This is a genomic window from Polynucleobacter sp. MWH-Aus1W21 (genome assembly GCF_018687275.1).
GTDB lineage: Bacteria > Pseudomonadota > Gammaproteobacteria > Burkholderiales > Burkholderiaceae > Polynucleobacter.
Map to the genome: position 1 here is coordinate 1 of NZ_CP061287.1, position 21398 is coordinate 21398.

Here is a 21398-nt window from a genome sequence, read left to right on the forward strand (position 1 = left end):
GGATAACTTTGGGGGATCGCTACAATGGATCCTCCAAAAATATGAGCAACTTACACAATCCCCCCGCCTTGAATTCAATCAGCCCACTGGGATTTTGGGATGATGCCATCGGCATTTTATCTCGCGAACTGTCGCCCCAACAGTTTAAAACATGGATTCAGCCCCTAACTTTATTGTCATTTATTGAAAGTGATGACTCACTAACAATAGGAGCGCCAAACCGCTTTAAGTTAGATTGGATTAAGAAAACTTTTGCCGACCGCTTTCAAGAGCTGGCATCTCAGTACTTTGGTCGCCCCATAAATGTAGGATTTACATTGGCGACCGAGGCCAGTCCAGAGAGCAAAACAACCACGGCACCCGACGAGGTACAACAAAAAGTGGTTGCCCTAGAGGTTATGGAACCCGTTGCTTCCGTTGAAGAAGGAGGTTTTGAGATTGAGGATCACTCAAAACTTAACCCAAACCTCACCTTCGAAACATTTGTAACCGGTAAGGCAAACCAGCTGGCAAGGGCCGCGTCAATTCAGGTGGCTCACAACCCCGGCACCTCATATAACCCCATGTTTTTATATGGTGGGGTGGGGCTAGGCAAAACCCATTTAATTCACGCCATTGGGAATCACCTTCTTAAAGAGAAGCCTAACGCCCGAATTCGCTACATACACGCAGAGCAGTATGTTTCTGACGTGGTGCGGGCTTATCAACAAAAAGCTTTCGACCGCTTTAAGCGCTACTACCATTCCTTAGACCTTCTATTAATTGACGATATTCAGTTTTTTAGCGGGAAATCCAGGACTCAAGAAGAGTTTTTCTATGCGTTTGAGGCCCTACTAAGCAATAAATCCCAGGTCATTATTACTAGCGACACCTACCCCAAAGAAATGGCGGGTATTGATGATCGACTTATATCCCGTTTTGATTCAGGCCTAACCGTGGCAATTGAACCGCCAGAGCTCGAAATGCGGGTTGCTATTTTGATGAAAAAAGCAATTAATGAGGGCATCCCCATGAGTGAGGATGTGGCTTTCTTTGTAGCAAAACACCTTCGATCAAACGTTAGAGAGCTTGAGGGGGCCTTAAGAAAAATTTTGGCTTTTGTACGTTTTCATGGCAAAGAGGTAACTATTGAGGTTGCTAGAACGGCGCTGAAGGACTTGCTGTCAATTCAAAACCGACAAATTTCTGTGGAAAACATCCAAAAAGCTGTTGCTGATTTTTACAGTATTAAGGTTGCGGATATGTATTCAAAGAAGCGCCCAGCAAACATAGCCAGACCCCGCCAAATCGCGATGTTTATGGCTAAGGAGTTGACACAAAAAAGTCTTCCAGAGATTGGGGAATTGTTCGGCGGCAGGGATCACACCACAGTTTTACATGCTGTTCGGAAGATTGCGGATGAGCGTGCGCACGATAGTCAACTGAACCATGAAATTCACGTTATTGAACAAACCTTGAAGGCTTAATTCTGGGCTGTGGATAAGGTTGTGGAGAACCCTAGGGATAAGTTTGGGGATTACATGTGGATAAATTGTGGAAAGTCTCAGCTTCATGCAAAAATAGGGTGTTGATAAAAAGTTATCCCCGTTTTATGCAGTGCTTATACAAAAGTTTTCCACAGGTTTTTTAGCGTTTAAGGTGTTGTTTTGTAGGGTGTTTTTGACTTATCCACGGAATTTCAAACCCTTATTACTATTACTACTAAGATATATACAAGGATTTAAAAGCAATGCAACTCGTTAACACTTCACGCGATAACTTACTAAAACCTCTTCAGGTTGTTAGTGGAATTGTTGAACGTAGACATACATTGCCAATTTTGGCAAACCTACTGTTTAAAAAAGTAGGCGAAAAAGTTTCTTTTATCTCTACCGATATTGAAATACAAATTACAACTAATGCCAATTTTGGTGTTGGTTCTGAAGACGTAACGACCACTGTTGCTGCAAGAAAATTGTTGGATATTTTGCGTGCCTTACCTGAGGGCCCGGTTTCTTTAAACCTTAAAGATAACAAGATGGTTGTGCAGAGTGGAAAGAGCCGCTTTTCTTTGCAAACACTATCTGCAACTGAGTTTCCTGTGATGCAAAGCGTTGGTGAAGTTACTGCTGCATGGAAGATGTCTCAAAAAAGCTTCCGTCAACTAATTAGCCAAGTGCACTTTTCAATGGCTCAACAAGATATTCGTTACTACTTGAATGGTATGTTGTTGGTGATTGAGGGTAAAGATGTTGTTGCTGTTGCAACAGATGGCCATCGTCTTGCTTATTCACAGGTTGAGTTGGCTGAGGCGCCATCTGGTTCAGGTCAGAAACAAGAAATCATCATTCCACGTAAAACTATTTTGGAGTGTCAGCACTTATTGGAAGATTCTGATGAGTCACTTGAGATTAGCTTGACTGCAAACCAAGTGAAGTTTTCTTTTGGCGATATTGAATTAATTTCCAAACTGGTTGAAGGTAAATTCCCAGACTTCCAAAGGGTGATTCCTAAGGGTCAGAAAAATTCACTGGTGGTTGGTAGGGATGCACTGCAATCCGCCCTTCAACGTGCCGCCATTTTGACAACCGATAAGTTCAAAGGTGTTCGGTTTTCTTTATCCCCTAATCGCATCACAATTCAATCAACTAACGCTGAACAAGAAGAGGCGCAAGAAGAGATTGAAACCGAGTACGCTGGTGATGCAGTGGAGATTGGGTTTAATGTAAGTTATTTACTTGATGTTTTATCAAACCTTAAGAACGAAAAGATTCAAATTAGTTTGGGTGATGCAAATAGTAGTGCTGTGATTACTCTGCCTGGCTCAGAGAGCTTTAAGTATGTTGTGATGCCAATGCGTATTTAACTTAGAAAAAAATGACTGAAGAAAAAAAAGTAGTAGAGCAGTACGGCGCTGCATCGATTCAAATCCTAGAGGGTCTTGAGGCTGTTCGTAAACGTCCTGGTATGTACATCGGAGATACCTCTGATGGAACTGGTTTACACCACCTTGTTTTTGAGGTGTTGGATAACTCAATTGACGAAGCGCTAGCAGGGTATTGCTCTGAAATTACTGTAGTTATCCAAACTGACAACTCAATTTCTATTGTTGACAACGGGCGCGGTGTTCCTACAGGTATCAAATACGACGATAAGCATGAGCCTAAGCGAAGTGCTGCTGAAATCGTTATGACCGAACTACATGCAGGTGGTAAGTTCGACCAAAATAGTTATAAAGTTTCTGGTGGTCTACATGGTGTAGGTGTTAGTTGTGTAAACGCATTATCTAAATGGTTAAAGTTAACCATTCGTCGTGACGGTAAAGCGCATTACATGGAATTTGCCCGTGGCGTTATTCAAAACCGTAATGTTGTAGATGAGAACGGCGTTTTGGTTTCCCCAATTACCGTTACAGGTGATACAGAGCTTTCCGGAACTGAAGTTCATTTCTTGGCTGACGAAGAAATTTTTGGAAACGTAGAATTCCATTATGAAATTTTGGTGAAGCGCATTCGCGAACTTTCATTTTTAAATAATGGCGTTCACATTAGGTTGATTGATCAGCGTACAGGTCAAGAAGAGGACTTTGCTTTCTCTGGCGGCGTTAAAGGCTTTGTTGAATACATTAATCAAACTAAAAACGTATTACACCCCAATATTTTTTACGCTGAAGGTGTTCGCCCATCTGACCTGGGTGGACAAATTACTGCTGAAGTATCAATGCAGTGGAATGACAGCTTTAGCGAACAGGTACTTTGTTTTACCAACAACATTCCCCAAAGGGACGGTGGTACACACTTAACTGGTTTGCGCGCCGCAATGACACGCGTCATCAACAAATACATTGATGAGAATGAGGTTGCTAAAAAAGCAAAGGTAGAAATTTCTGGTGATGATATGCGCGAAGGTTTGGCATGCGTATTGTCGGTAAAAGTTCCTGAGCCAAAATTCTCAAGCCAAACCAAAGACAAGCTGGTTTCAAGCGAGGTTCGTGGACCGGTAGAAGAAATCGTTGCTGAGGCTTTAAGTGCTTATTTGCAAGAGCGCCCAGCGGACGCAAAGATTTTGTGCGGCAAGATTGTTGACGCAGCTCGCGCTCGTGAAGCGGCGCGCAAAGCGCGAGATATGACCCGTCGCAAGGGCGCATTAGATGGATTGGGCTTACCCGGAAAGTTGGCTGATTGCCAAGAAAAAGACCCATCAAAGTCTGAATTATTTATTGTTGAGGGCGACTCTGCGGGCGGCTCTGCTAAGCAAGGGCGTGATCGTCGCTTCCAGGCGATTCTGCCTCTAAAAGGCAAAATCTTAAACGTTGAAAAAGCTCGTTTCGACAAAATGCTTGCAAGCCAGGAAGTGGTTACCTTAATTACCGTTCTTGGGACAGGCATTGGGATTGAAGAATACAAAGCGGATAAACTCCGTTATCACCGCATCATCATCATGACCGACGCGGACGTTGACGGTAGTCACATCCGCACACTTTTATTAACTTTCTTCTATAGACAGATGCCTGAGTTAATTGAGCGGGGCCATATTTATATTGCTCAACCACCTCTTTACAAAGTGAAGTTTGGTAAGAGCGAGCAATACATCAAAGATGACAACGAGCTAAATCAACTATTGTTGAAGATTGCCCTTGAAACCGCCTCTCTACAAACGCCATCTGGCGAAGTTATTGAGGGCGCCGCATTAAACGAGTTGGCAAAACATTATCAAGTGATTCAGTCGATTGTCGATCGTCTTTCTCGCACTATCGATGAAGATGCTTTGCGTGCTATTGCTTCAGGTACTTCATTAAATCTGGATACTGAAAAATCAGCAAACGAGTCTGCTGATCGTTTACGCCAAGCGCTTGCGGATTCTTTAAATCCACTGGCTGTGGCACCAGAAATTATTGTGCAAAAAGAAGACCGCACAGAGCGTTTCCGCTTACTGCTTTCCCGCCGCATTCATGGAAACCTCAAACTATCCTCCATTAACTCCGACTTTGTACATGGCGACGATTATCAAAGCCTTGCAAATGCTGCTGCAGTTTTGTCTGGCAAAGTTGTTTCAGGATCTAAAGTTCGTCGCGGCGACCCAGACAAAAACCAAAAAGAGCAAACCATTGGTGACTTTAGGGCTGCTTTTGCTTGGTTGCTGTCTGAAGCAGAGCGCGTACTAAGCCGTCAACGTTACAAAGGTCTTGGTGAGATGAATCCATCACAGCTGTGGGAAACCACGATGGATGCAAGCTCAAGAACGCTTTTGCAAGTAAAGATTGAAGATGCGATTGCTGCAGACCAAGTATTTACAACCCTAATGGGTGATGAGGTTGAACCTCGTCGAGCGTTTATTGAAAAGAACGCCCTGATTGCTCGTAACTTAGACGTATAAAAATGGCTGACAAAAAACTAAAACCACCAAAGGTGGACAGATCTTCTATTGTTGTTAAATCCTCCCCAATACATGGCAAAGGTGTTTTTGTTGCGAAGCCAATTAAGAAAGGTGAAGCAATCATCGAATACAAGGGTGAGCGCATCAGCTGGAAGTTGGCTGAAAAGCGTCATCCACATGATCCCAAAGACCCCAACCATACCTTTTACTTTTCATTGGAAGATGGTCGTGTAATCGATGCAAAGTACGGCGGCAATGCTGCGCGCTGGATTAACCACTCATGTAAGCCTAGCTGCGAAACCCGTGAGGACACCTTTGACGGCGAGCCAAGAGTGTTTGTTTATGCAAAGCGCGCCCTCAAGGTTGGCGAAGAGTTGTTTTATGACTATTCACTAGATATCGAGGGAAAAATTACCAAGCAAATGAAAAAAGATTACGAGTGTCGCTGTGGCGCCAAAAAGTGTCGCGGCACCATGTTGGCGACAAAAGAGAAGTAAAAATTTCTATGTTGTTTGTAACAATTCAAGAGCTAGAGGCAGCAATCAATTATTGGCGCAGCCAATCACCGTCAGAGGGCGATGAGTTGCGCCTTTGTCCAGAGGCCTCAGCCCTTGCCAAGCCTTACGCTCTCATGATTGTGCAGGGTGCCCAACGCGTGCCAGTCGATGTTCTCGATGACATGGCTCGTTCTGCAATTCAACAATTTCAAAAAATAGCTTAAATATTTTTTGTTTGTCTCTCGCGGGTTGTTTAGGGTTATTGCTATATATAGCAAGACTATCTTGGGGTATTCTCATATTCTTGCTCCCAAGTAGGGGGTAGAGGGTATGAGATTGCAAGAAACGATATTAAAAACAATTGGGCTGGGAAAATCCTTCAAAGGTTTTTCTGCGGTCACTGATGTGAACCTGGATGTCACTCGGGGAACCATTCACGCTTTGATTGGACCGAACGGCGCCGGTAAAACAACCTGCTTTAACTTGCTTACTAAATTTTTAGAGCCTAGTAGCGGTCAAATCCTATTTAATGGTTTTAATATTACCAACGAGGCTCCAGCACAAATTGCGCGGCGCGGCGTTATTCGATCTTTTCAAATTTCAGCGGTTTTCCCCCATCTGACGGTTATTGAGAACGTTCGTGTTGCACTGCAGCGAGGATTGGGAACCGAATTCCATTTTTGGAAGTCCGGTAACTCCTTAAATGTTTTAAACGAGCGTGCGCTAGAGCTTCTTCATGAAGTTGGGTTGGAAGGTTTTGCGAACGAAGAAACTCTAAACCTGGCATATGGCCGCAAGCGTGCGCTTGAAATTGCAACCACATTGGCCATGGAGCCGGAGTTAATGCTCTTAGATGAGCCGACTCAGGGCATGGGTCACGAGGATGTCGAGCGCGTAACCGAATTAATTGATCGTGTTGCCAAAGGGCGGACGATTCTCATGGTTGAGCACAACATGAAGGTGGTTTCTTCTATTGCTGACCGAATTACCGTATTGCAGCGCGGCTCAGTTTTGGCTGAGGGTTCTTATCATGAGGTTTCTAACAACCCATTGGTTGTTGAGGCCTATATGGGAAGCCATGGGGGAGACAACCTATGAGCACCATGGCATTAGAGGTAAAAAATCTAGAGTCTTGGTATGGCGAGTCGCACATATTGCACGGCGTTAATTTTGCCGTGCGAGATGGCGAAGTGGTGACCTTGCTTGGTAGAAATGGCGCCGGAAGAAGCACCATTCTGAAAACCATTCTTGGTTTAACTAGCAAGAGAACTGGTTCGGTAGAGGTTTATGGAACACAAACAATTTCGATGCCCACCTACAAGATTGCGCGCCTGGGCGTTGGTTTTTGTCCCGAAGAGAGAGGGATTTTTGCAAGCTTAAGCACTGAAGAGAATTTGTTGCTTTTGCCGGAGATCGCTCCTGGCGGCATGGGTTTGGACGAAATTTATGAAATGTTCCCCAATCTCTATGAGAGAAGAAACAGCCCCGGCACACGTTTGTCTGGTGGTGAGCAACAAATGCTGGCAATGGCGCGAATCTTAAGAACCGGCGCCAAGCTTCTGTTGCTTGATGAAATTACTGAAGGTTTAGCCCCAGTGATTGTGCAAAAGCTTGGCGAGGTTGTAACCAGTTTGCGCAATAAGGGGTTCACTATTGTGTTGGTTGAACAGAATTTCCGTTTTGCGGCACCCTTGGCTGATCGTCATTATGTTGTTGAACATGGAAATGTGGTTGAGGTTGTAAATCAGAATGAGCTTGCTGAAAAAGCAGCTTTATTAAATGAGTATCTTGGTGTTTAGTGGATTTCTATAGGAGATGGCAATGAAGTTAAAGCAAATAACCGCGTGTCTGGTTGCGGCGACCATGTTTGGTTCAAACCCAGTGTTTGCACAAAGCGCGCCGAAGGTTAGTGGCGATGTTATTAAGATTGGCGTGTTGACCGATCTTTCCTCAACCTATTCTGACTTGGCCGGCCCGGGTGCTGTAATTGCGGCAAAGATGGCGATTGCAGATTTTTCTAAAGACGGTACTGTAATCGGTAAGAAGATTGAGTTAGTTAGCGCCGATCACCAGAACAAGGCTGATATTGCTGCAAACAAGGCTCGCGAGTGGTACGACAAAGACGGTGTAGACGTTATTGTTGAGTTGGTTTCAACCAATGTTGCTTTGGCTGTAATGGAGGTTGCCGAACAAAAGAACAAGATTACTTTGGTTTCTGGCGCAGCTTCTTTGCCAATCACCAATGAGAAATGTACCGCTAATAACGTACATTGGACTTATGACACTTATGCGCTCTCTAACGGCACAGCAAAAGCGGTTGTAAAGCAAGGCAAAAAGAATTGGTACTTCCTTACTGCTGACTACGCTTTTGGCGCAGCTTTGGAAAAAGACTCAACTAACGTTGTTAATGCGAACGGCGGTAAGGTTTTAGGAACCAGCAAGCACCCGTTCCCAAACAGCGACTTTTCTTCTTATCTCTTGAAGGCTCAAGCCAGTGGTGCTGACGTAGTTGCTTTGGCAAACGCTGGGCAAGACACCATCAACAGTGTTAAGCAGGCCTCCGAGTTTGGTATCAATAAAAAGCAAACCGTTGTGCCTTTGTTGATGTTTATTACTGACGTTCACTCTCTAGGTTTGAATGCTGCACAAGGTATGTACCTTACAGAGGGCTTCTACTGGGATAAAGACGACAAGACACGTGCTTTTGCAAAACGTTTCATCTTGCAACATAAGCGTATGCCATCAAGCGTTCAGGCAGGTGTTTACTCATCTGTTCTTGCTTATTTAAATGCCGTACAAAAAGCTGGTACCGACGATACCCAGGCTGTAATGAAGGCTCTGAAATCTACAAACATCGATGATGGTCTTTTCAAAGGCAAGATTCGTGCTGATGGTAAGTTTGAGCATGACATGTACTTGCTAGAAGTGAAGAAGCCATCTGAATCTAAGAGCCCATGGGATTATTACAACGTCAAGGCAGTTATTCCTGCTGCTGAAGCGACTCAACCACTTTCATTGTCACGATGCAAGCTGGTTACTAACAAGTAATTGATCTCTATTAAGCATGTTTGAACTTCTTGGAATTACCCCTCAAGGGCTGGTAGCCCAGCTCTTGGTGGGGCTTATTAATGGCTCGTTCTATGCCATATTGAGTTTGGGATTGGCCATTATTTTTGGCCTTCTCAACATTATTAATTTTGCGCATGGTGCTCAGTACACCATGGGCGCATTTATTGCTTGGATTGGTTTAACTCAAATCAGCCAATGGCTTGGCTTTCCTGAGCTATCAATCAATTATTGGTTTGCTTTAATTGTTGTCCCGTTGGTTTTGGCGGGCTTTGGTTTAATTCTTGAGCGCACGATGCTGCGCCGTCTGTATCACCTTGACCATTTATATGGCTTGTTATTAACGTTTGGATTGGCTCTAATTATTGAGGGTATGTTCCGTCATTGGTATGGAATTTCTGGTGAGAGCTATCCAGCCCCAGAGATGCTACAGGGCGCTATTCCTCTTGAGTCTCTGGGTATTATTTTGCCGAAGTATCGAGTGTGGGTGGTGATCATCTCTCTTGTGGTTTGTTTCTCTACCTGGTACGTGATTGAAAGAACAAAGTTAGGCGCCTATTTGCGTGCTGGAACCGAAAATCCTAAATTACTACAGGCTTTCGGTATCAATGTTCCCTTGATGATTTCTTTGGCCTATGCCTATGGCGTTGGCCTGGCTGGTTTTGCTGGTGTTTTAGCTGCCCCTATTTTTCAAGTAAACCCATTAATGGGCTCCAACCTCATCATCGTTGTTTTTGCGGTTGTGGTGATTGGCGGCATGGGCTCCATCATGGGCGCCATCTTGACAGGTTTAGGTTTGGGCTTGATTGAAGGCCTGACCAAAGTCTTTTATCCAGAAGCTTCTGGCGTCGTGATTTTTGTGATCATGGCAATTGTTTTGTTGGTTCGTCCTGCTGGACTGTTTGGGCGGGAGAAATAAGCATGAATCCAAAAACAAAATTACTTTACGGAATTTTGGTCCTCATTGGTCTGTTATTACCATTCCAAGACTTTATTTATCTTGTGTTTGCGATGAAGGTTTTATGTTTCGCATTGTTTGCATGTGCATTTAATTTGCTTCTAGGTTTTACAGGCTTGCTGTCATTTGGCCATGCTGCATTCTTTGGAACGGCGGCTTACATCACCGCCTACTTTTGCAAAGAGGCGGGCCTTTCCCCTGAACTGGGGATTATCTTGGGTGTTGTTGGTTCGGGGGTTTTAGGTTTCTTAATTGGATCTTTGGCTATTCGTAGGCAAGGAATCTACTTTGCGATGGTGACCTTGGCTCTTTCGCAAATGATTTATTTTTTAGCTGTTCAACTACCTTTTACTGGTGGTGAGGATGGTATTCAAGGCGTGCCTCGTGGAATGTTATTTGGTTTTATCGACCTAAAAGATGACGTGGCGATGTACTACTTTGTGTTGGCGGTTTTCCTGTTTGGCTTCGCTTTGATCATGCGTGCAGTTCATTCCCCATTTGGTCAGGTTCTCAAGGCTATTCGTGAAAATGAGCCACGCGCAATTTCTTTGGGTTATGACGTCGATCGATTTAAATTAATGTCGTTTGTTATTTCTGCGGCATTAGCTGGCCTTGCTGGATCAATGAAGTCCTTGGTGTTTCAGCTTGCAACACTTACTGACGTTCATTGGCATATGTCGGGTGAAGTTGTATTGATGACTTTGCTTGGAGGAATGGGAACTATTCTTGGTCCAGTAGTTGGCGCAGGAATTGTCGTTGGTTTGCAAAACTATCTAGCCAACATTGGATCTTGGAGCACAATTGCTACCGGATTTATTTTTGTAATTTGCGTTCTAGCTTTCCGTCGCGGCGTTGTTGGTGAAATCGCTGCGCACTTCAAAAACAAAAACTAATTTTTGTTTTTTCCTTTTATTATTTGGTTTTAGTTTGACGTCAATTTTTAATTGCGTCACACTCATTTAATTAAAAGAGACTCTCATCGAATTTTCAATTTATATCTGGCCATTGCTTTTAGCGATGGCTTTTTTTGCCGGGCTGGTTGATGCGGTAGCTGGTGGTGGTGGCCTAATTCAGGTCCCCGCTCTTTTTGCAGCCTATCCAGAGGCGCCGCCCGCAACCCTGCTCTCAACCAATAAGGTATCTGCGGTTGGTGGAACACTCAATGCTGCGCGAAGATATTTACGGCATGTGTCTTTGCCGTGGGCTGTTGTTGGTCCCGCAATTGTTGCGGGTTTTGTTGGATCGTTGTTGGGTGCCAATGCGGTAAGTAACTTTCCTGCAGAGCCACTTCGTAAGGCTTTGCCATTTGTATTGTTATTTCTCTTGTTGTACACCTGGTTTCAGCCTTCACTTGGCGAAGCTCATGCGCCAAAAATTCTTGGACGCCTTCAACAGCTTAAAGCAGCAATTCTTGGTTTAACAATTGGTTTTTATGACGGCTTCTTTGGCCCGGGCACGGGCAGCTTTTTGCTGTTTGGTTTTGTTCGCTTCTTCAGCTTTGATTTTCTGCATGCTTCTGCTGCAACAAAGCTGGTAAACGTTGCAACTAATCTAGCGGCCATTTTGATGTTAGCCAGCCTAGGGCAAATTAATTGGGCTCTTGGGTTTGCCATGATGATGGCCAATATTGCAGGCAGTCAGTTCGGAAGTCGTCTGGCAATTAAGCATGGCAGTACCTTTGTAAGAAAGGCTTTTTTGATTATTGTGAGCGTGTTAATTTTGAAGTCCGCTTGGGATGCCTATTTTTCTAATTAAATCAAGTACTTATAAATAAAACTCTTGATTTTTTAGAAATTTTCGATCTTTTGTTTCACGTGAAACAAACAAAATGCTATGATCATCGCCCTATCTGAGGCAAATCATGCGTTATTCCAAAAATTTCGATGTCATTGTGGTTGGTGGCGGTCATGCTGGGACTGAGGCCGCCCTCGCCTCGGCTCGTATGGGTTGCGATACGTTATTGATTACCCATAGCATTGAAAATCTGGGTGCTATGAGCTGTAATCCCTCTATTGGCGGAATCGGTAAAGGCCATCTAGTAAAAGAGATTGATGCAATGGGCGGTGCGATGGCAGCTGCTACTGACGAGGCTGGCATCCAGTTTCGAATCCTGAATTCAAGCAAAGGCCCCGCTGTACGGGCCACCCGTGCCCAGGGCGATCGTGTTCTATATAAAGCTGCAATTCGCCGTCGTTTAGAAAACCAACCAAATTTAAGTCTATTTCAGGCTGCTGTTGATGATCTGCTGGTAAAGGGCGATGAGGTACAGGGCGTTGTTACGCAAATGGGCCTGGAGTTTATCGCTAAAAAGGTAGTGCTTACAGCGGGTACCTTTTTGGACGGAAAGATCCACGTTGGATTAAATAATTATGCCGGCGGTCGCGCAGGTGATCCGGCAGCAGTTTCCTTATCTGCCAGATTAAAAGAGTTAAAACTTCCTCAGGGGAGATTGAAGACCGGCACTCCCCCACGCATTGATGGTCGTACTATCGACTTTTTGGTGATGCTGGAGCAGCCGGGAGATTTAGATCCCGTACCAGTGTTCTCGTATTTAGGTCGCCCAGAGCAGCATCCCAAGCAAGTTCCTTGCTGGATTTCTCATACAAATGAAAAGACGCATGACATTATTCGTAGCGGTTTAGATCGTTCGCCGATGTATACCGGTGTAATTGAAGGGGTCGGCCCACGCTACTGCCCTTCTATTGAGGACAAAATTCATCGTTTTGCCTCCAGAAATAGTCATCAGATCTTTCTGGAGCCAGAGGGCCTAACAACCAACGAGTTTTACCCAAATGGAATTTCTACTAGCCTGCCCTTTGATGTTCAGTGGGATTTGGTTCGCAGTATCCGAGGTATGGAGTCTGCGGTTATTGTTCGCCCCGGCTATGCAATTGAGTATGACTTCTTTGATCCGCGCCAATTACGCCACAGTCTTGAGACCAGAGTAATCGCTGGCCTTTACTTTGCCGGCCAGATTAACGGTACTACAGGCTACGAAGAGGCTGCAGCGCAGGGAATGCTGGCCGGCATCAATGCTGGTTTGGCGGCTAAAGGAAAAGAGCCTTGGCTGCCAAAGCGCAGCGAGTCCTATATTGGCGTTCTTGTAGACGACCTGATTACCCGCGGGGTTCAGGAGCCTTATCGTATGTTTACCAGTCGGGCTGAGTATCGCCTCAGTTTGCGTGAAGATAACGCGGATATGCGTTTAACCACGATTGGTCGAGAGCTTGGTTTGGTGGATGATCATCGCTGGGAGGTGTTTTGCAGAAAACAAGAGGCTGTTTCACGTGAAACATCTCGTTTGCAAAATATTTGGGTGGGCCCTAAGAGCGAGGCCGCTCCTTTTGTCTCGCAATTGTTGGGACAAGACCTTTCCCATGAATGTAGTTTGGCTGAGCTTTTAAGGCGTCCAGGCATTACTTATGAAGCAATTACTACTCTAGGCGATGGAATGTGGGCCCTAGAATCATTGGATGAAGATCTTGGGCTGGCTGCTCAAATAAGCGACCAAGTAGAGATTTCTGTTAAATATCAGGGCTACATTGAGCGTCAGGCAACCGAAATTGCTCGTCAAGAACATAATGAGACATTCCCTCTCCCGGGATCACTCGATTATTCGCAGGTTGTTGGTTTGTCCATAGAGGTACAACAAAAGCTTAACTTACATAAACCTGAAACATTGGGTCAAGCCGGTCGTATTTCAGGAGTAACTCCCGCAGCCCTCTCCCTTTTGTTGGTGCATCTGAAAAAAGGCTTGGGGCGCACTCAAGAAACGCATGAGTGAGGGGCTTCTTGCTTTAGGAATTGAGGATCTTGGCCTCGAATTAAGTTCGACCAATATTGCTGATTTAGAGCTGTTTTTGCAGGAAATGGGTCGTTGGAACCAGGTTCACAATCTCACGGCAATTGAGGGTGAGAAAGATTCTATACGGTTGCATCTTATTGATTCTATTGCGGTTTTGCCGGTATTAAGAGAGTTTTTAAAAGGCCGCTCACCTAAAATTGCCGACCTAGGCTCTGGTGGTGGACTGCCGGCGATTCCGATTGCGATTGTTCAGACGGAGTGGCAACTTTCTTTGATTGAGGCCATCCGTAAAAAGACAGCATTCTTGCAGCATGTGCGCGGGAAGTTAAAACTCAAAAACATTGAAGTCCTATGTGAAAGGGTTGAAGATGCTGCAATGCAGCAACCAGCGCAATTTGATGCGGTTATTTCTCGTGCATTTACCAACCTGGCACGCTTTTTAGATTTGTCATTGCCCTTCCTGAAGCCTGATGGCTTGGTATTCGCAATGAAGGCTAAGCGTGCAGACGATGAAATGAAAGATGTTTCTATGGAGGAGTGGCGCTTAGTCGCCGATGAACCCCTACATATTCCTAATTTAGCGGTGGAGCGACGCCTTTTGGTGTTGGCCCCCGTGAGAAAATCCACCCTCACCCCTTAAGTAGACCCAAAAGTAGCCATGGCAAAAATATTCTGTATCGCAAATCAAAAAGGTGGCGTTGGCAAGACCACGACTGCCGTTAATTTAGCCGCAGGCTTGGCAGGGCTCAAACAGCGGGTTTTGTTGGTTGACTTAGACCCCCAGGGCAATGCAACCATGGGTTCCGGGGTTGAAAAGGCAGATTTAAACACCAGCGTCTATCAAGTCCTGATTGGTATGGCATCTGTTAAGGAATGTGCGCAGCGTTGCGAAAGTTCGGGCTATGACGTATTGCCAGCCAATCGTGATTTAGCAGGCGCCGAAATTGAATTAGTAGATTTAGATTTACGCGAAGTGCGATTGAAGGATGCGCTTGCGCAGGTCGCCGACGACTACGATTTCATTTTGATCGATTGTCCGCCCGCTTTGTCATTGTTAACTCTTAATGGGTTGTGCGCAGCAAACGGTGTGATTGTTCCAATGCAATGCGAATATTTTGCATTGGAGGGTTTGTCTGATTTGGTGAACACCATCAAACAAGTGCACGCAAATTTAAATCCGGATTTAGTAATCATTGGTTTATTGCGCGTAATGTTTGATGCGCGCATGACATTGCAACAACAAGTCTCTGATCAGCTGCTCGAACATTTTGGCGATAAAGTTTTCAAGACCATTATTCCGCGTAACGTGCGCCTTGCCGAAGCCCCTTCTTATGGGCTTCCTGGGGTTGCCTTTGACAAGTCATCACGTGGTGCAAAAGCGTATTTAGAGTTTGGCGCTGAAATGGTTGAGCGCATCAAACATATGTAATTTGTAGAAAGAAAAAGATCATGGTTGCTATTAAGAAAAAAGGCTTAGGTAGAGGTCTTGAGGCTTTGCTTGGCGAAAAGACTCAAGCAGCAGGTTCGTCTACCGATATCAATCGTTTGCCGTTAACAGCGCTGCAAGCTGGCAAATATCAGCCACGTCAAAAAATGGAGGCAGGCGCCTTGCAAGAGCTGGCAGAAAGCATTCGCGAGCAAGGAGTGATGCAGCCGCTGTTGGTGCGTTTAGTGGCTCCAGGCAAATATGAAATTATTGCGGGCGAAAGACGTTTTCGCGCCGCAACCATTGCTGGGTTAAAAGAGGTTCCCGTTTTAGTTTCTAGTGCGGATGATCAAGCTGCCGCAGCGATGGCCTTGGTCGAAAATATGCAGCGTGAGGATTTAAATCCTCTTGAAGAGTCCCAAGGTTTGGCTCGGTTGATTGAGGAATTTGGTTTTACGCATGAACAGGCCGCAAAGGCAGTGGGCAAGTCCCGCAGTGCCATTACCAATTTATTGCGCCTTGCACAGCTGGCAAAGCCTGTTCAAGCCATGCTATTGGCTGGCGACATAGATATGGGGCATGCTCGCGCGCTTCTACCCCTTCCGGGCTCTAGCCAGGTTGCCTTGGCCCAAAGAATATCTGCCCAAGGCCTATCAGTGCGTGAGGCGGAGAGAATGACGGCTGCTTTGGTGATTGCTGGCGGCCAAATTGGCGACAAAAAGGCAAAAAGTAAAACTGGCAGCTCAGCAAAGAGCGCTGATCCTGATATGCAGCGCTTAACCCAAGAAATCGCCGATTTGATTGGTTTAAGCACGGAATTTAAGCTTAAGGGCAAAGGTGGGGAGCTCAGAATCCGCTTTAGCCAGTTTGACGAGCTTGATTCCTTATTAAAAAAGTTGGGTATTGAGTCGTAAATAAGGCAGAAAAATGTCCCCAAATCCTTTGACATATTGCACTGCACACATTAAACTTTCGGGGCTAAATTGATTCCTCAAAAAAATCAATTTTCTAAGGTAAATGAATGGGATGAGCCCGAAGAAGAAGTGATTCGGGTTTACAGCAAGGAAGAGATTATTGCGTTGCAGCAAAATAACGCTGTAAGGTACCGATCACTTTCTCCTTGGAAAATAGTTTTGGCTCAAGTGCTGATTACGGCTATCAGCATGTTGTTTTGGTCAATTTTTGGGGAGCCGGTAGGGGTAAGCCTTTATACTCAGTCGGCCTTTTTAGGTGGTTTAATTAGCGTCTTGCCTACAACCCTGTTTTTAGTGAGGTTGGAGTTGGCAAAAAAATCGCAAATATTGAATCCAAGAAGTTTTTTAGCAGCATTAGTTTCAGGCGAATTTATCAAAATCGTCGTAACTCTGATGCTGTTTGTTGGGATTGCGTATTTTGTCCCTGGCGTGCTTTGGGTCCCCCTGTTGGTGACTTACCTGCTTGCCTTGAAGTGTGTTTGGCTAGCGTGGTTGTGGCGCTAAGTAGTGACAATTGAGATTGAAACAAAGGACTAGTTAAGAGATGTCTAGCGAAGTAAACCAAGCCCACGGGGCAGCAGAACAAATGACGCCAACGGCGTACATTTCTGAGCATTTACAAAACCTCAACAACACAGGCGGACCACAGTCGTCCATCATTGATTTCAGCATCATTAATTTAGATACGATTTTTTGGGCGTCCCTCATGGGCTTGCTCGCTGTATTTATTTTGTTGATCGCAGCGCGTCGTGCAACTCCTGGCGTACCAGGTCGTTTCCAGTGCTTCGTTGAAATGATTGTTGAAATGGCAGAGACACAATCTAAGAGCATTGTTCACGGCGATCGTTCTTACATCGCCCCGCTTGCGCTATTTGTATTCTTTTGGATCATCTTGCTCAACACCTTGGACTTAGTGCCGGTGGATTGGGTGTTGGGCGTAAATCATTTCATTGAGAGTTTTGGCGTGCACGTGCCACACCATAAAGTTGTTCCAACAACTGACCTCAATGCAACGATGGGCATGTCTATGTCCGTCTTGCTCTTAGTTTTCTTTTATAGCTTCAAAGTAAAAGGTTTTGGCGGCTTCTTGCATGAGCTGGTTTCTGCCCCATTTGGCGCGAAGTGGTACTTGGCCCCATTCAACCTCGCCTTGAACATCATCGAATATCTTGCTAAAGGTGTTTCATTGGGAATGCGACTTTTCGGCAACATGTATGCCGGCGAGCTGGTCTTCTTATTGATCGCATTGCTAGGTAGTGTGTGGACATTTAATTTAGATTTATCCCTGTTCGGATTGGTGGGTCATGTTATTGCTGGATCAGCTTGGGCCATCTTCCACATTTTGGTTATTTTGTTGCAAGCCTTTATTTTCATGATGTTGACCTTGGTCTACATCGGGCAAGCGCATAGCCATCACTAAGATTTTTATTTTTAACTTATCTCTTTAACTTCAGGAGTCAGCAACATGCAACAATTTCTCGCAAACATTCAAGGTTTCACAGCAATCGCTATCGGCATCATCATCGGCCTCGGCGCGATCGGTGCTTGTTTAGGTATTGCATTGATGGGCGGTAAGTACATCGAAGCTTGTGCACGTCAACCAGAATTGATGGAGCCACTCCAAACTAAGATGTTCCTTTTGGCTGGTTTGATCGACGCGGCGTTCTTGATCGGCGTTGGTGTTGCAATGTTGTTTGCTTTCGCAAACCCACTGCTCGCAGTTATTAAGTAATTGTTTTGGCGTGGATGACCAAGGTGTCATCCAACTGTTCTCAACAATACTGAAAGGAATATCGTGAATCTGAACGCGACCCTATTCGCGCAAATGATCGTTTTCTTCGTCTTATGGTGGGTTGTTGCACGCTTTGTGTGGCCACCGCTTGTTAAGGCGTTAGATGAGCGTTCAAGCAAAATTGCTGATGGTTTAGCTGCTGCCGAGCGCGGTAAAGAAGCACTCGCATTAGCCAGCAATGAAGCTGAGCAAGAATTAACTAAAGCACGCCAAGAAGGTGTTCAACGTGTTGCCGAAGCTGAAAAACGTGCACAAATGTCAGCCGATGAAATTCGCGCTAACGCACAAGCTGAAGCCGCTCGAATCATTTCTCAAGCTAAGCAAGATGCAGATCAACAAGTAACGCGCGCTCGTGAAGTGCTGCGTGCTGAAGTTGCTGTTCTCGCTGTTAGAGGCGCTGAGCAAATTTTGCGTCGTGAGATTGATGCAAAAGCCCACGGCCAATTGCTTGATCAACTAAAGGCAGAACTTTGATATGGCTGATTTAGCCACTATTGCACGTCCTTATGCGGAAGCGCTTTTTCAAAGCGCCAAGCCAGCTGAGCTTGCCGGTTGTTTGGAGCAGTTAAACGAATTGGCTCAGCTTGCTGCTTTGCCAGAAGTTGCTGCTTTGTCAAACAACCCAAAAGTATCTGCTGATGATTTAAGTAAGTTACTTTCTGGCATGGTTAAGACCAAGCTTGATGGCAAGGTTGCCAGCTTTTTAAATCTTGTAAATCAAAACCACCGCTTAGCAGCCGTTCCTGAAATTGCACAGCAATTTGAAGCAATGAAGAACAAGAGCGAAGGCGCAGCAGAAGTAAATATTACCAGCGCATTCCCTTTAGAGGGTTCTGCGTTAAATGATTTGTTGTCAAGTTTGAAGAAGCGCTTTGGGGGTAAGGAATTGCGCCCAACTATTCAAGTTGACCCAACATTGATTGGCGGAGTTCGCATTCAGGTTGGCGACGAAGTAATGGATAGTTCAGTTAAGGCCCAGTTAGCTCAAATGCAAGCAAGTCTTGGCGCATAAGTGATCCCTATTAAGAACATACGAAATAAGACCCAGGAGTAAGTAATGCAACTCAACCCTTCCGAGATCAGCGAGCTGATCAAAAGCCGAATTAGCGAATTGGGCGTTGACTCCCAAGTTCGTAACGAAGGCACTGTTATTTCAGTGACCGACGGTATTTGCCGCGTACATGGCTTGTCAGGCGTTATGCAGGGCGAAATGTTGGAGTTTCCAAACAACACTATCGGCCTCGCGTTAAACCTTGAGCGTGATTCTGTTGGTGCCGTAGTGTTGGGTGAATACACCCATATTAAAGAAGGCGACCCAGTGAAATGTACTGGCCGCATTTTGGAAGTTCCAGTTGGCCCAGAGTTACTCGGTCGCGTTGTAAACGCGCTCGGTCAGCCGATCGATGGCAAAGGCCCAATTAACACCAAGTTAACTGACTTTATTGAAAAAGTTGCTCCTGGCGTTATTGCACGTCAATCTGTTAGCCAGCCAGTACAAACTGGTTTGAAGGCGATTGATGCGATGGTTCCTATTGGTCGCGGTCAACGTGAGTTGATCATTGGCGACCGCCAAACTGGTAAGACAGCTGTTGCGGTTGACGCGATCATTAACCAAAAAGGTAAAGGCGTTTATTGCGTTTATGTGGCGATCGGTCAAAAAGCTTCTACTATTGCTAACGTTGTTCGCAAGCTCACTGAATTGGGTGCGATGGAGTACACCGTGGTTGTTGCGGCGAGTGCTTCTGAGTCTGCAGCGATGCAGTACCTCTCTGCCTACGCAGGTTGCACCATGGGCGAATACTTCCGTGATCGCGGTGAAGATGCATTAATTGTTTACGATGACTTGACCAAGCAAGCAGTTGCTTATCGTCAAATCTCCTTGTTGCTCCGCCGCCCACCAGGCCGCGAAGCTTATCCTGGCGACGTTTTCTACCTCCACTCACGCTTGCTCGAGCGCGCTGCTCGTGTAAATGCTGAATACGTTGAGAAGTTCACTAACGGTGCAGTAAAAGGCAAAACTGGTTCTTTGACCGCATTGCCAATTATTGAAACTCAAGCCGGTGACGTTTCTGCATTCGTTCCAACCAACGTAATTTCGATTACTGACGGTCAGATCTTCTTGGAAACTGACTTGTTTAACGCTGGCGTACGTCCTGCGATTAACGCCGGTATTTCTGTATCCCGCGTTGGTGGTGCTGCACAAACTAAAGTTATTAAGAAATTGTCTGGCGGTATTCGTACCGACTTAGCGCAATATCGTGAATTGGCAGCGTTTGCGCAGTTCGCATCTGATCTTGACGAAGCAACCCGCAAGCAGCTCGAGCGTGGTCGTCGCGTTACTGAATTGTGTAAGCAAGCTCAATATAAGCCACTCCAAGTTTGGGAAATGGCTGCTTCACTCTACGCTGTGAATAACGGCTACTTCGATGACCTCGAAGTGAAGAACGTATTGGCCTTCGAAAAAGGTTTGCAAGATCATTTGAAATCTAAATACGCTGACTTAGTTGCACGTATTGAAGAAACCAAAGACTTGAGCAAAGATGACGAAGCTGCTTTGCGCGCTGCTATTGAGGATTACAAGCGTTCTGCCTCTTTCTAAGAGGGCTCGCATAAATCATGGCAAGCACAAAAGAGATACGATCTAAGATCAAGAGCGTGCAAAACACGCGCAAGATCACGAAGGCAATGGAAATGGTCGCCGCATCCAAGATGCGTCGCGCCCAAGAGCGTATGCGTAATGCGCGTCCATACGCTGAAAAAATTCGTGAGATTGTTGCTAACCTTTCAAAAGCAAATCCTGAGTTCCGCCCTGCTTACATGGCAACTCGTGAAGTGAAGAAAGTTGGCACGATTTTGGTTACTACAGACAAAGGCCTGTGCGGCGGTTTAAATACCAACGTCTTGCGTTTGATTGCTAACCAAGTGCGCGATTTGCAAGAAAACAATATTGACATTGCGTACACCGCAATTGGTTCAAAAGGTTTGCAATTTTTGAATCGCTCAAAAGCAAAACTTATTTCTCAAACAATTCAGATTGGCGATACGCCGCATTTGGATGTTTTGATTGGCGCAATTACTGCCCAGTTGGAAGCGTTTGAGCGTGGCGAGATTGATGCCGTTTATTTGGCGTACACCCGCTTTGTAAATGCAATGAAACAAGAGCCTGTTTTAGAAAAACTCTTGCCTTTGGAGGCAGAAGCCTTGACTCCGGAAGAGCAAACAGGCAATTCTTGGGATTACATCTACGAACCTGATGCAGAGTCCATTTTGAATGGCCTGCTTAAGCGTTACTTTGAGGCAATGATTTATCAGGCTGTTGCTGAAAACATGGCTTCTGAGCAGTCTGCACGCATGGTCTCAATGAAGGCCGCTTCAGATAATGCGAAGAACGTAATTGGCGAATTGCAATTGGATTACAACAAGACACGACAAGCTGCTATTACTAAAGAGCTGTCAGAGATTGTTGGCGGAGCGGCTGCGGTTTAAGCGGTCAGCGTTTAGGAATACGAAAGAATTCAGGAATTA

22 protein-coding genes are annotated in these 21398 nt (G+C 45.3%); all 22 read left to right on the plus strand.

Features of this window, described 5'->3' with window-relative positions:
* Positions 1–41: 41 nt before the first annotated feature.
* The 22 genes from dnaA to atpG all read left to right on the plus strand — a co-directional run bounded on the left by dnaA (position 42) and on the right by atpG (position 21359).
* On the plus strand, positions 42–1466 hold the full coding sequence (dnaA, locus tag ICW03_RS00005) for a chromosomal replication initiator protein DnaA (protein WP_251374413.1): 1425 nt from the start codon (positions 42–44) through the stop codon (positions 1464–1466).
* 263 nt (positions 1467–1729) lie between these two features.
* The gene (dnaN, locus tag ICW03_RS00010) at positions 1730–2845 is read left to right on the plus strand and encodes a DNA polymerase III subunit beta (protein WP_215348151.1); all 1116 of its coding nucleotides are present in this window, start codon (positions 1730–1732) and stop codon (positions 2843–2845) included.
* Positions 2846–2856: 11 nt separating this feature from the next.
* Positions 2857–5355 carry a DNA topoisomerase (ATP-hydrolyzing) subunit B gene (gene gyrB / locus ICW03_RS00015; RefSeq protein ID WP_215348152.1) on the plus strand — a complete coding sequence of 833 codons (2499 nt, stop codon included), beginning with the start codon at positions 2857–2859 and terminating at the stop codon, positions 5353–5355.
* 2 nt (positions 5356–5357) lie between these two features.
* Positions 5358–5852, plus strand: a complete 495-nt coding sequence (locus ICW03_RS00020) for an SET domain-containing protein (RefSeq protein WP_215348153.1) — start codon at positions 5358–5360, stop codon at positions 5850–5852.
* 2 nt (positions 5853–5854) lie between these two features.
* On the plus strand, positions 5855–6076 hold the full coding sequence (locus ICW03_RS00025) for a DUF3717 domain-containing protein (protein WP_215350048.1): 222 nt from the start codon (positions 5855–5857) through the stop codon (positions 6074–6076).
* A 106-nt stretch (positions 6077–6182) separates the two neighbouring features.
* Complete coding sequence (locus ICW03_RS00030) at positions 6183–6950, plus strand: ABC transporter ATP-binding protein (protein WP_215348154.1); 768 nt, start codon at positions 6183–6185, stop codon at positions 6948–6950.
* Entirely contained in the window at positions 6947–7651 is a 705-nt protein-coding gene (locus ICW03_RS00035; RefSeq protein ID WP_215348155.1) for an ABC transporter ATP-binding protein, read from the plus strand. Before ICW03_RS00030 ends, ICW03_RS00035 begins: the two co-directional genes overlap by 4 nt.
* A gap of 22 nt (positions 7652–7673) precedes the next feature.
* A complete protein-coding gene (locus tag ICW03_RS00040; RefSeq protein ID WP_215348156.1) occupies positions 7674–8900 on the plus strand; it encodes an ABC transporter substrate-binding protein in 1227 nt (408 codons plus the stop codon).
* 16 nt (positions 8901–8916) lie between these two features.
* Positions 8917–9837 (plus strand): branched-chain amino acid ABC transporter permease, encoded by a 921-nt coding sequence (locus ICW03_RS00045; RefSeq protein WP_068320040.1) that lies wholly within the window; start codon positions 8917–8919, stop codon positions 9835–9837.
* A 2-nt stretch (positions 9838–9839) separates the two neighbouring features.
* The gene (locus ICW03_RS00050; RefSeq protein WP_068320042.1) at positions 9840–10769 is read left to right on the plus strand and encodes a branched-chain amino acid ABC transporter permease; all 930 of its coding nucleotides are present in this window, start codon (positions 9840–9842) and stop codon (positions 10767–10769) included.
* A 124-nt stretch (positions 10770–10893) separates the two neighbouring features.
* Positions 10894–11631, plus strand: a complete 738-nt coding sequence (locus ICW03_RS00055; protein WP_215348157.1) for a TSUP family transporter — start codon at positions 10894–10896, stop codon at positions 11629–11631.
* A gap of 106 nt (positions 11632–11737) precedes the next feature.
* Positions 11738–13660, plus strand: coding sequence for a tRNA uridine-5-carboxymethylaminomethyl(34) synthesis enzyme MnmG (gene mnmG, locus ICW03_RS00060; protein WP_215348158.1), 1923 nt, complete (start codon positions 11738–11740; stop codon positions 13658–13660).
* Positions 13653–14321, plus strand: coding sequence for a 16S rRNA (guanine(527)-N(7))-methyltransferase RsmG (gene rsmG / locus ICW03_RS00065; RefSeq protein ID WP_215348159.1), 669 nt, complete (start codon positions 13653–13655; stop codon positions 14319–14321). Before mnmG ends, rsmG begins: the two co-directional genes overlap by 8 nt.
* Before the next feature lie 18 nt (positions 14322–14339).
* Entirely contained in the window at positions 14340–15110 is a 771-nt protein-coding gene (locus tag ICW03_RS00070; protein ID WP_215348160.1) for a ParA family protein, read from the plus strand.
* A gap of 20 nt (positions 15111–15130) precedes the next feature.
* Positions 15131–16021, plus strand: a complete 891-nt coding sequence (locus tag ICW03_RS00075; protein WP_215348161.1) for a ParB/RepB/Spo0J family partition protein — start codon at positions 15131–15133, stop codon at positions 16019–16021.
* Between the two features lie 69 nt (positions 16022–16090).
* Positions 16091–16585, plus strand: a complete 495-nt coding sequence (locus tag ICW03_RS00080) for an ATP synthase subunit I (protein WP_215348162.1) — start codon at positions 16091–16093, stop codon at positions 16583–16585.
* A 40-nt stretch (positions 16586–16625) separates the two neighbouring features.
* On the plus strand, positions 16626–17501 hold the full coding sequence (gene atpB, locus ICW03_RS00085; RefSeq protein WP_215348163.1) for a F0F1 ATP synthase subunit A: 876 nt from the start codon (positions 16626–16628) through the stop codon (positions 17499–17501).
* A gap of 45 nt (positions 17502–17546) precedes the next feature.
* The gene (atpE, locus tag ICW03_RS00090) at positions 17547–17813 is read left to right on the plus strand and encodes a F0F1 ATP synthase subunit C (protein ID WP_012357116.1); all 267 of its coding nucleotides are present in this window, start codon (positions 17547–17549) and stop codon (positions 17811–17813) included.
* Between the two features lie 63 nt (positions 17814–17876).
* Positions 17877–18347, plus strand: coding sequence for a F0F1 ATP synthase subunit B (locus ICW03_RS00095; RefSeq protein ID WP_215348164.1), 471 nt, complete (start codon positions 17877–17879; stop codon positions 18345–18347).
* Position 18348: 1 nt separating this feature from the next.
* Positions 18349–18885 carry a F0F1 ATP synthase subunit delta gene (locus ICW03_RS00100; protein WP_068320059.1) on the plus strand — a complete coding sequence of 179 codons (537 nt, stop codon included), beginning with the start codon at positions 18349–18351 and terminating at the stop codon, positions 18883–18885.
* A 45-nt stretch (positions 18886–18930) separates the two neighbouring features.
* Entirely contained in the window at positions 18931–20472 is a 1542-nt protein-coding gene (gene atpA / locus ICW03_RS00105; protein WP_215348165.1) for a F0F1 ATP synthase subunit alpha, read from the plus strand.
* 17 nt (positions 20473–20489) lie between these two features.
* On the plus strand, positions 20490–21359 hold the full coding sequence (gene atpG / locus ICW03_RS00110) for a F0F1 ATP synthase subunit gamma (protein WP_215348166.1): 870 nt from the start codon (positions 20490–20492) through the stop codon (positions 21357–21359).
* Positions 21360–21398: the final 39 nt, after the last annotated feature.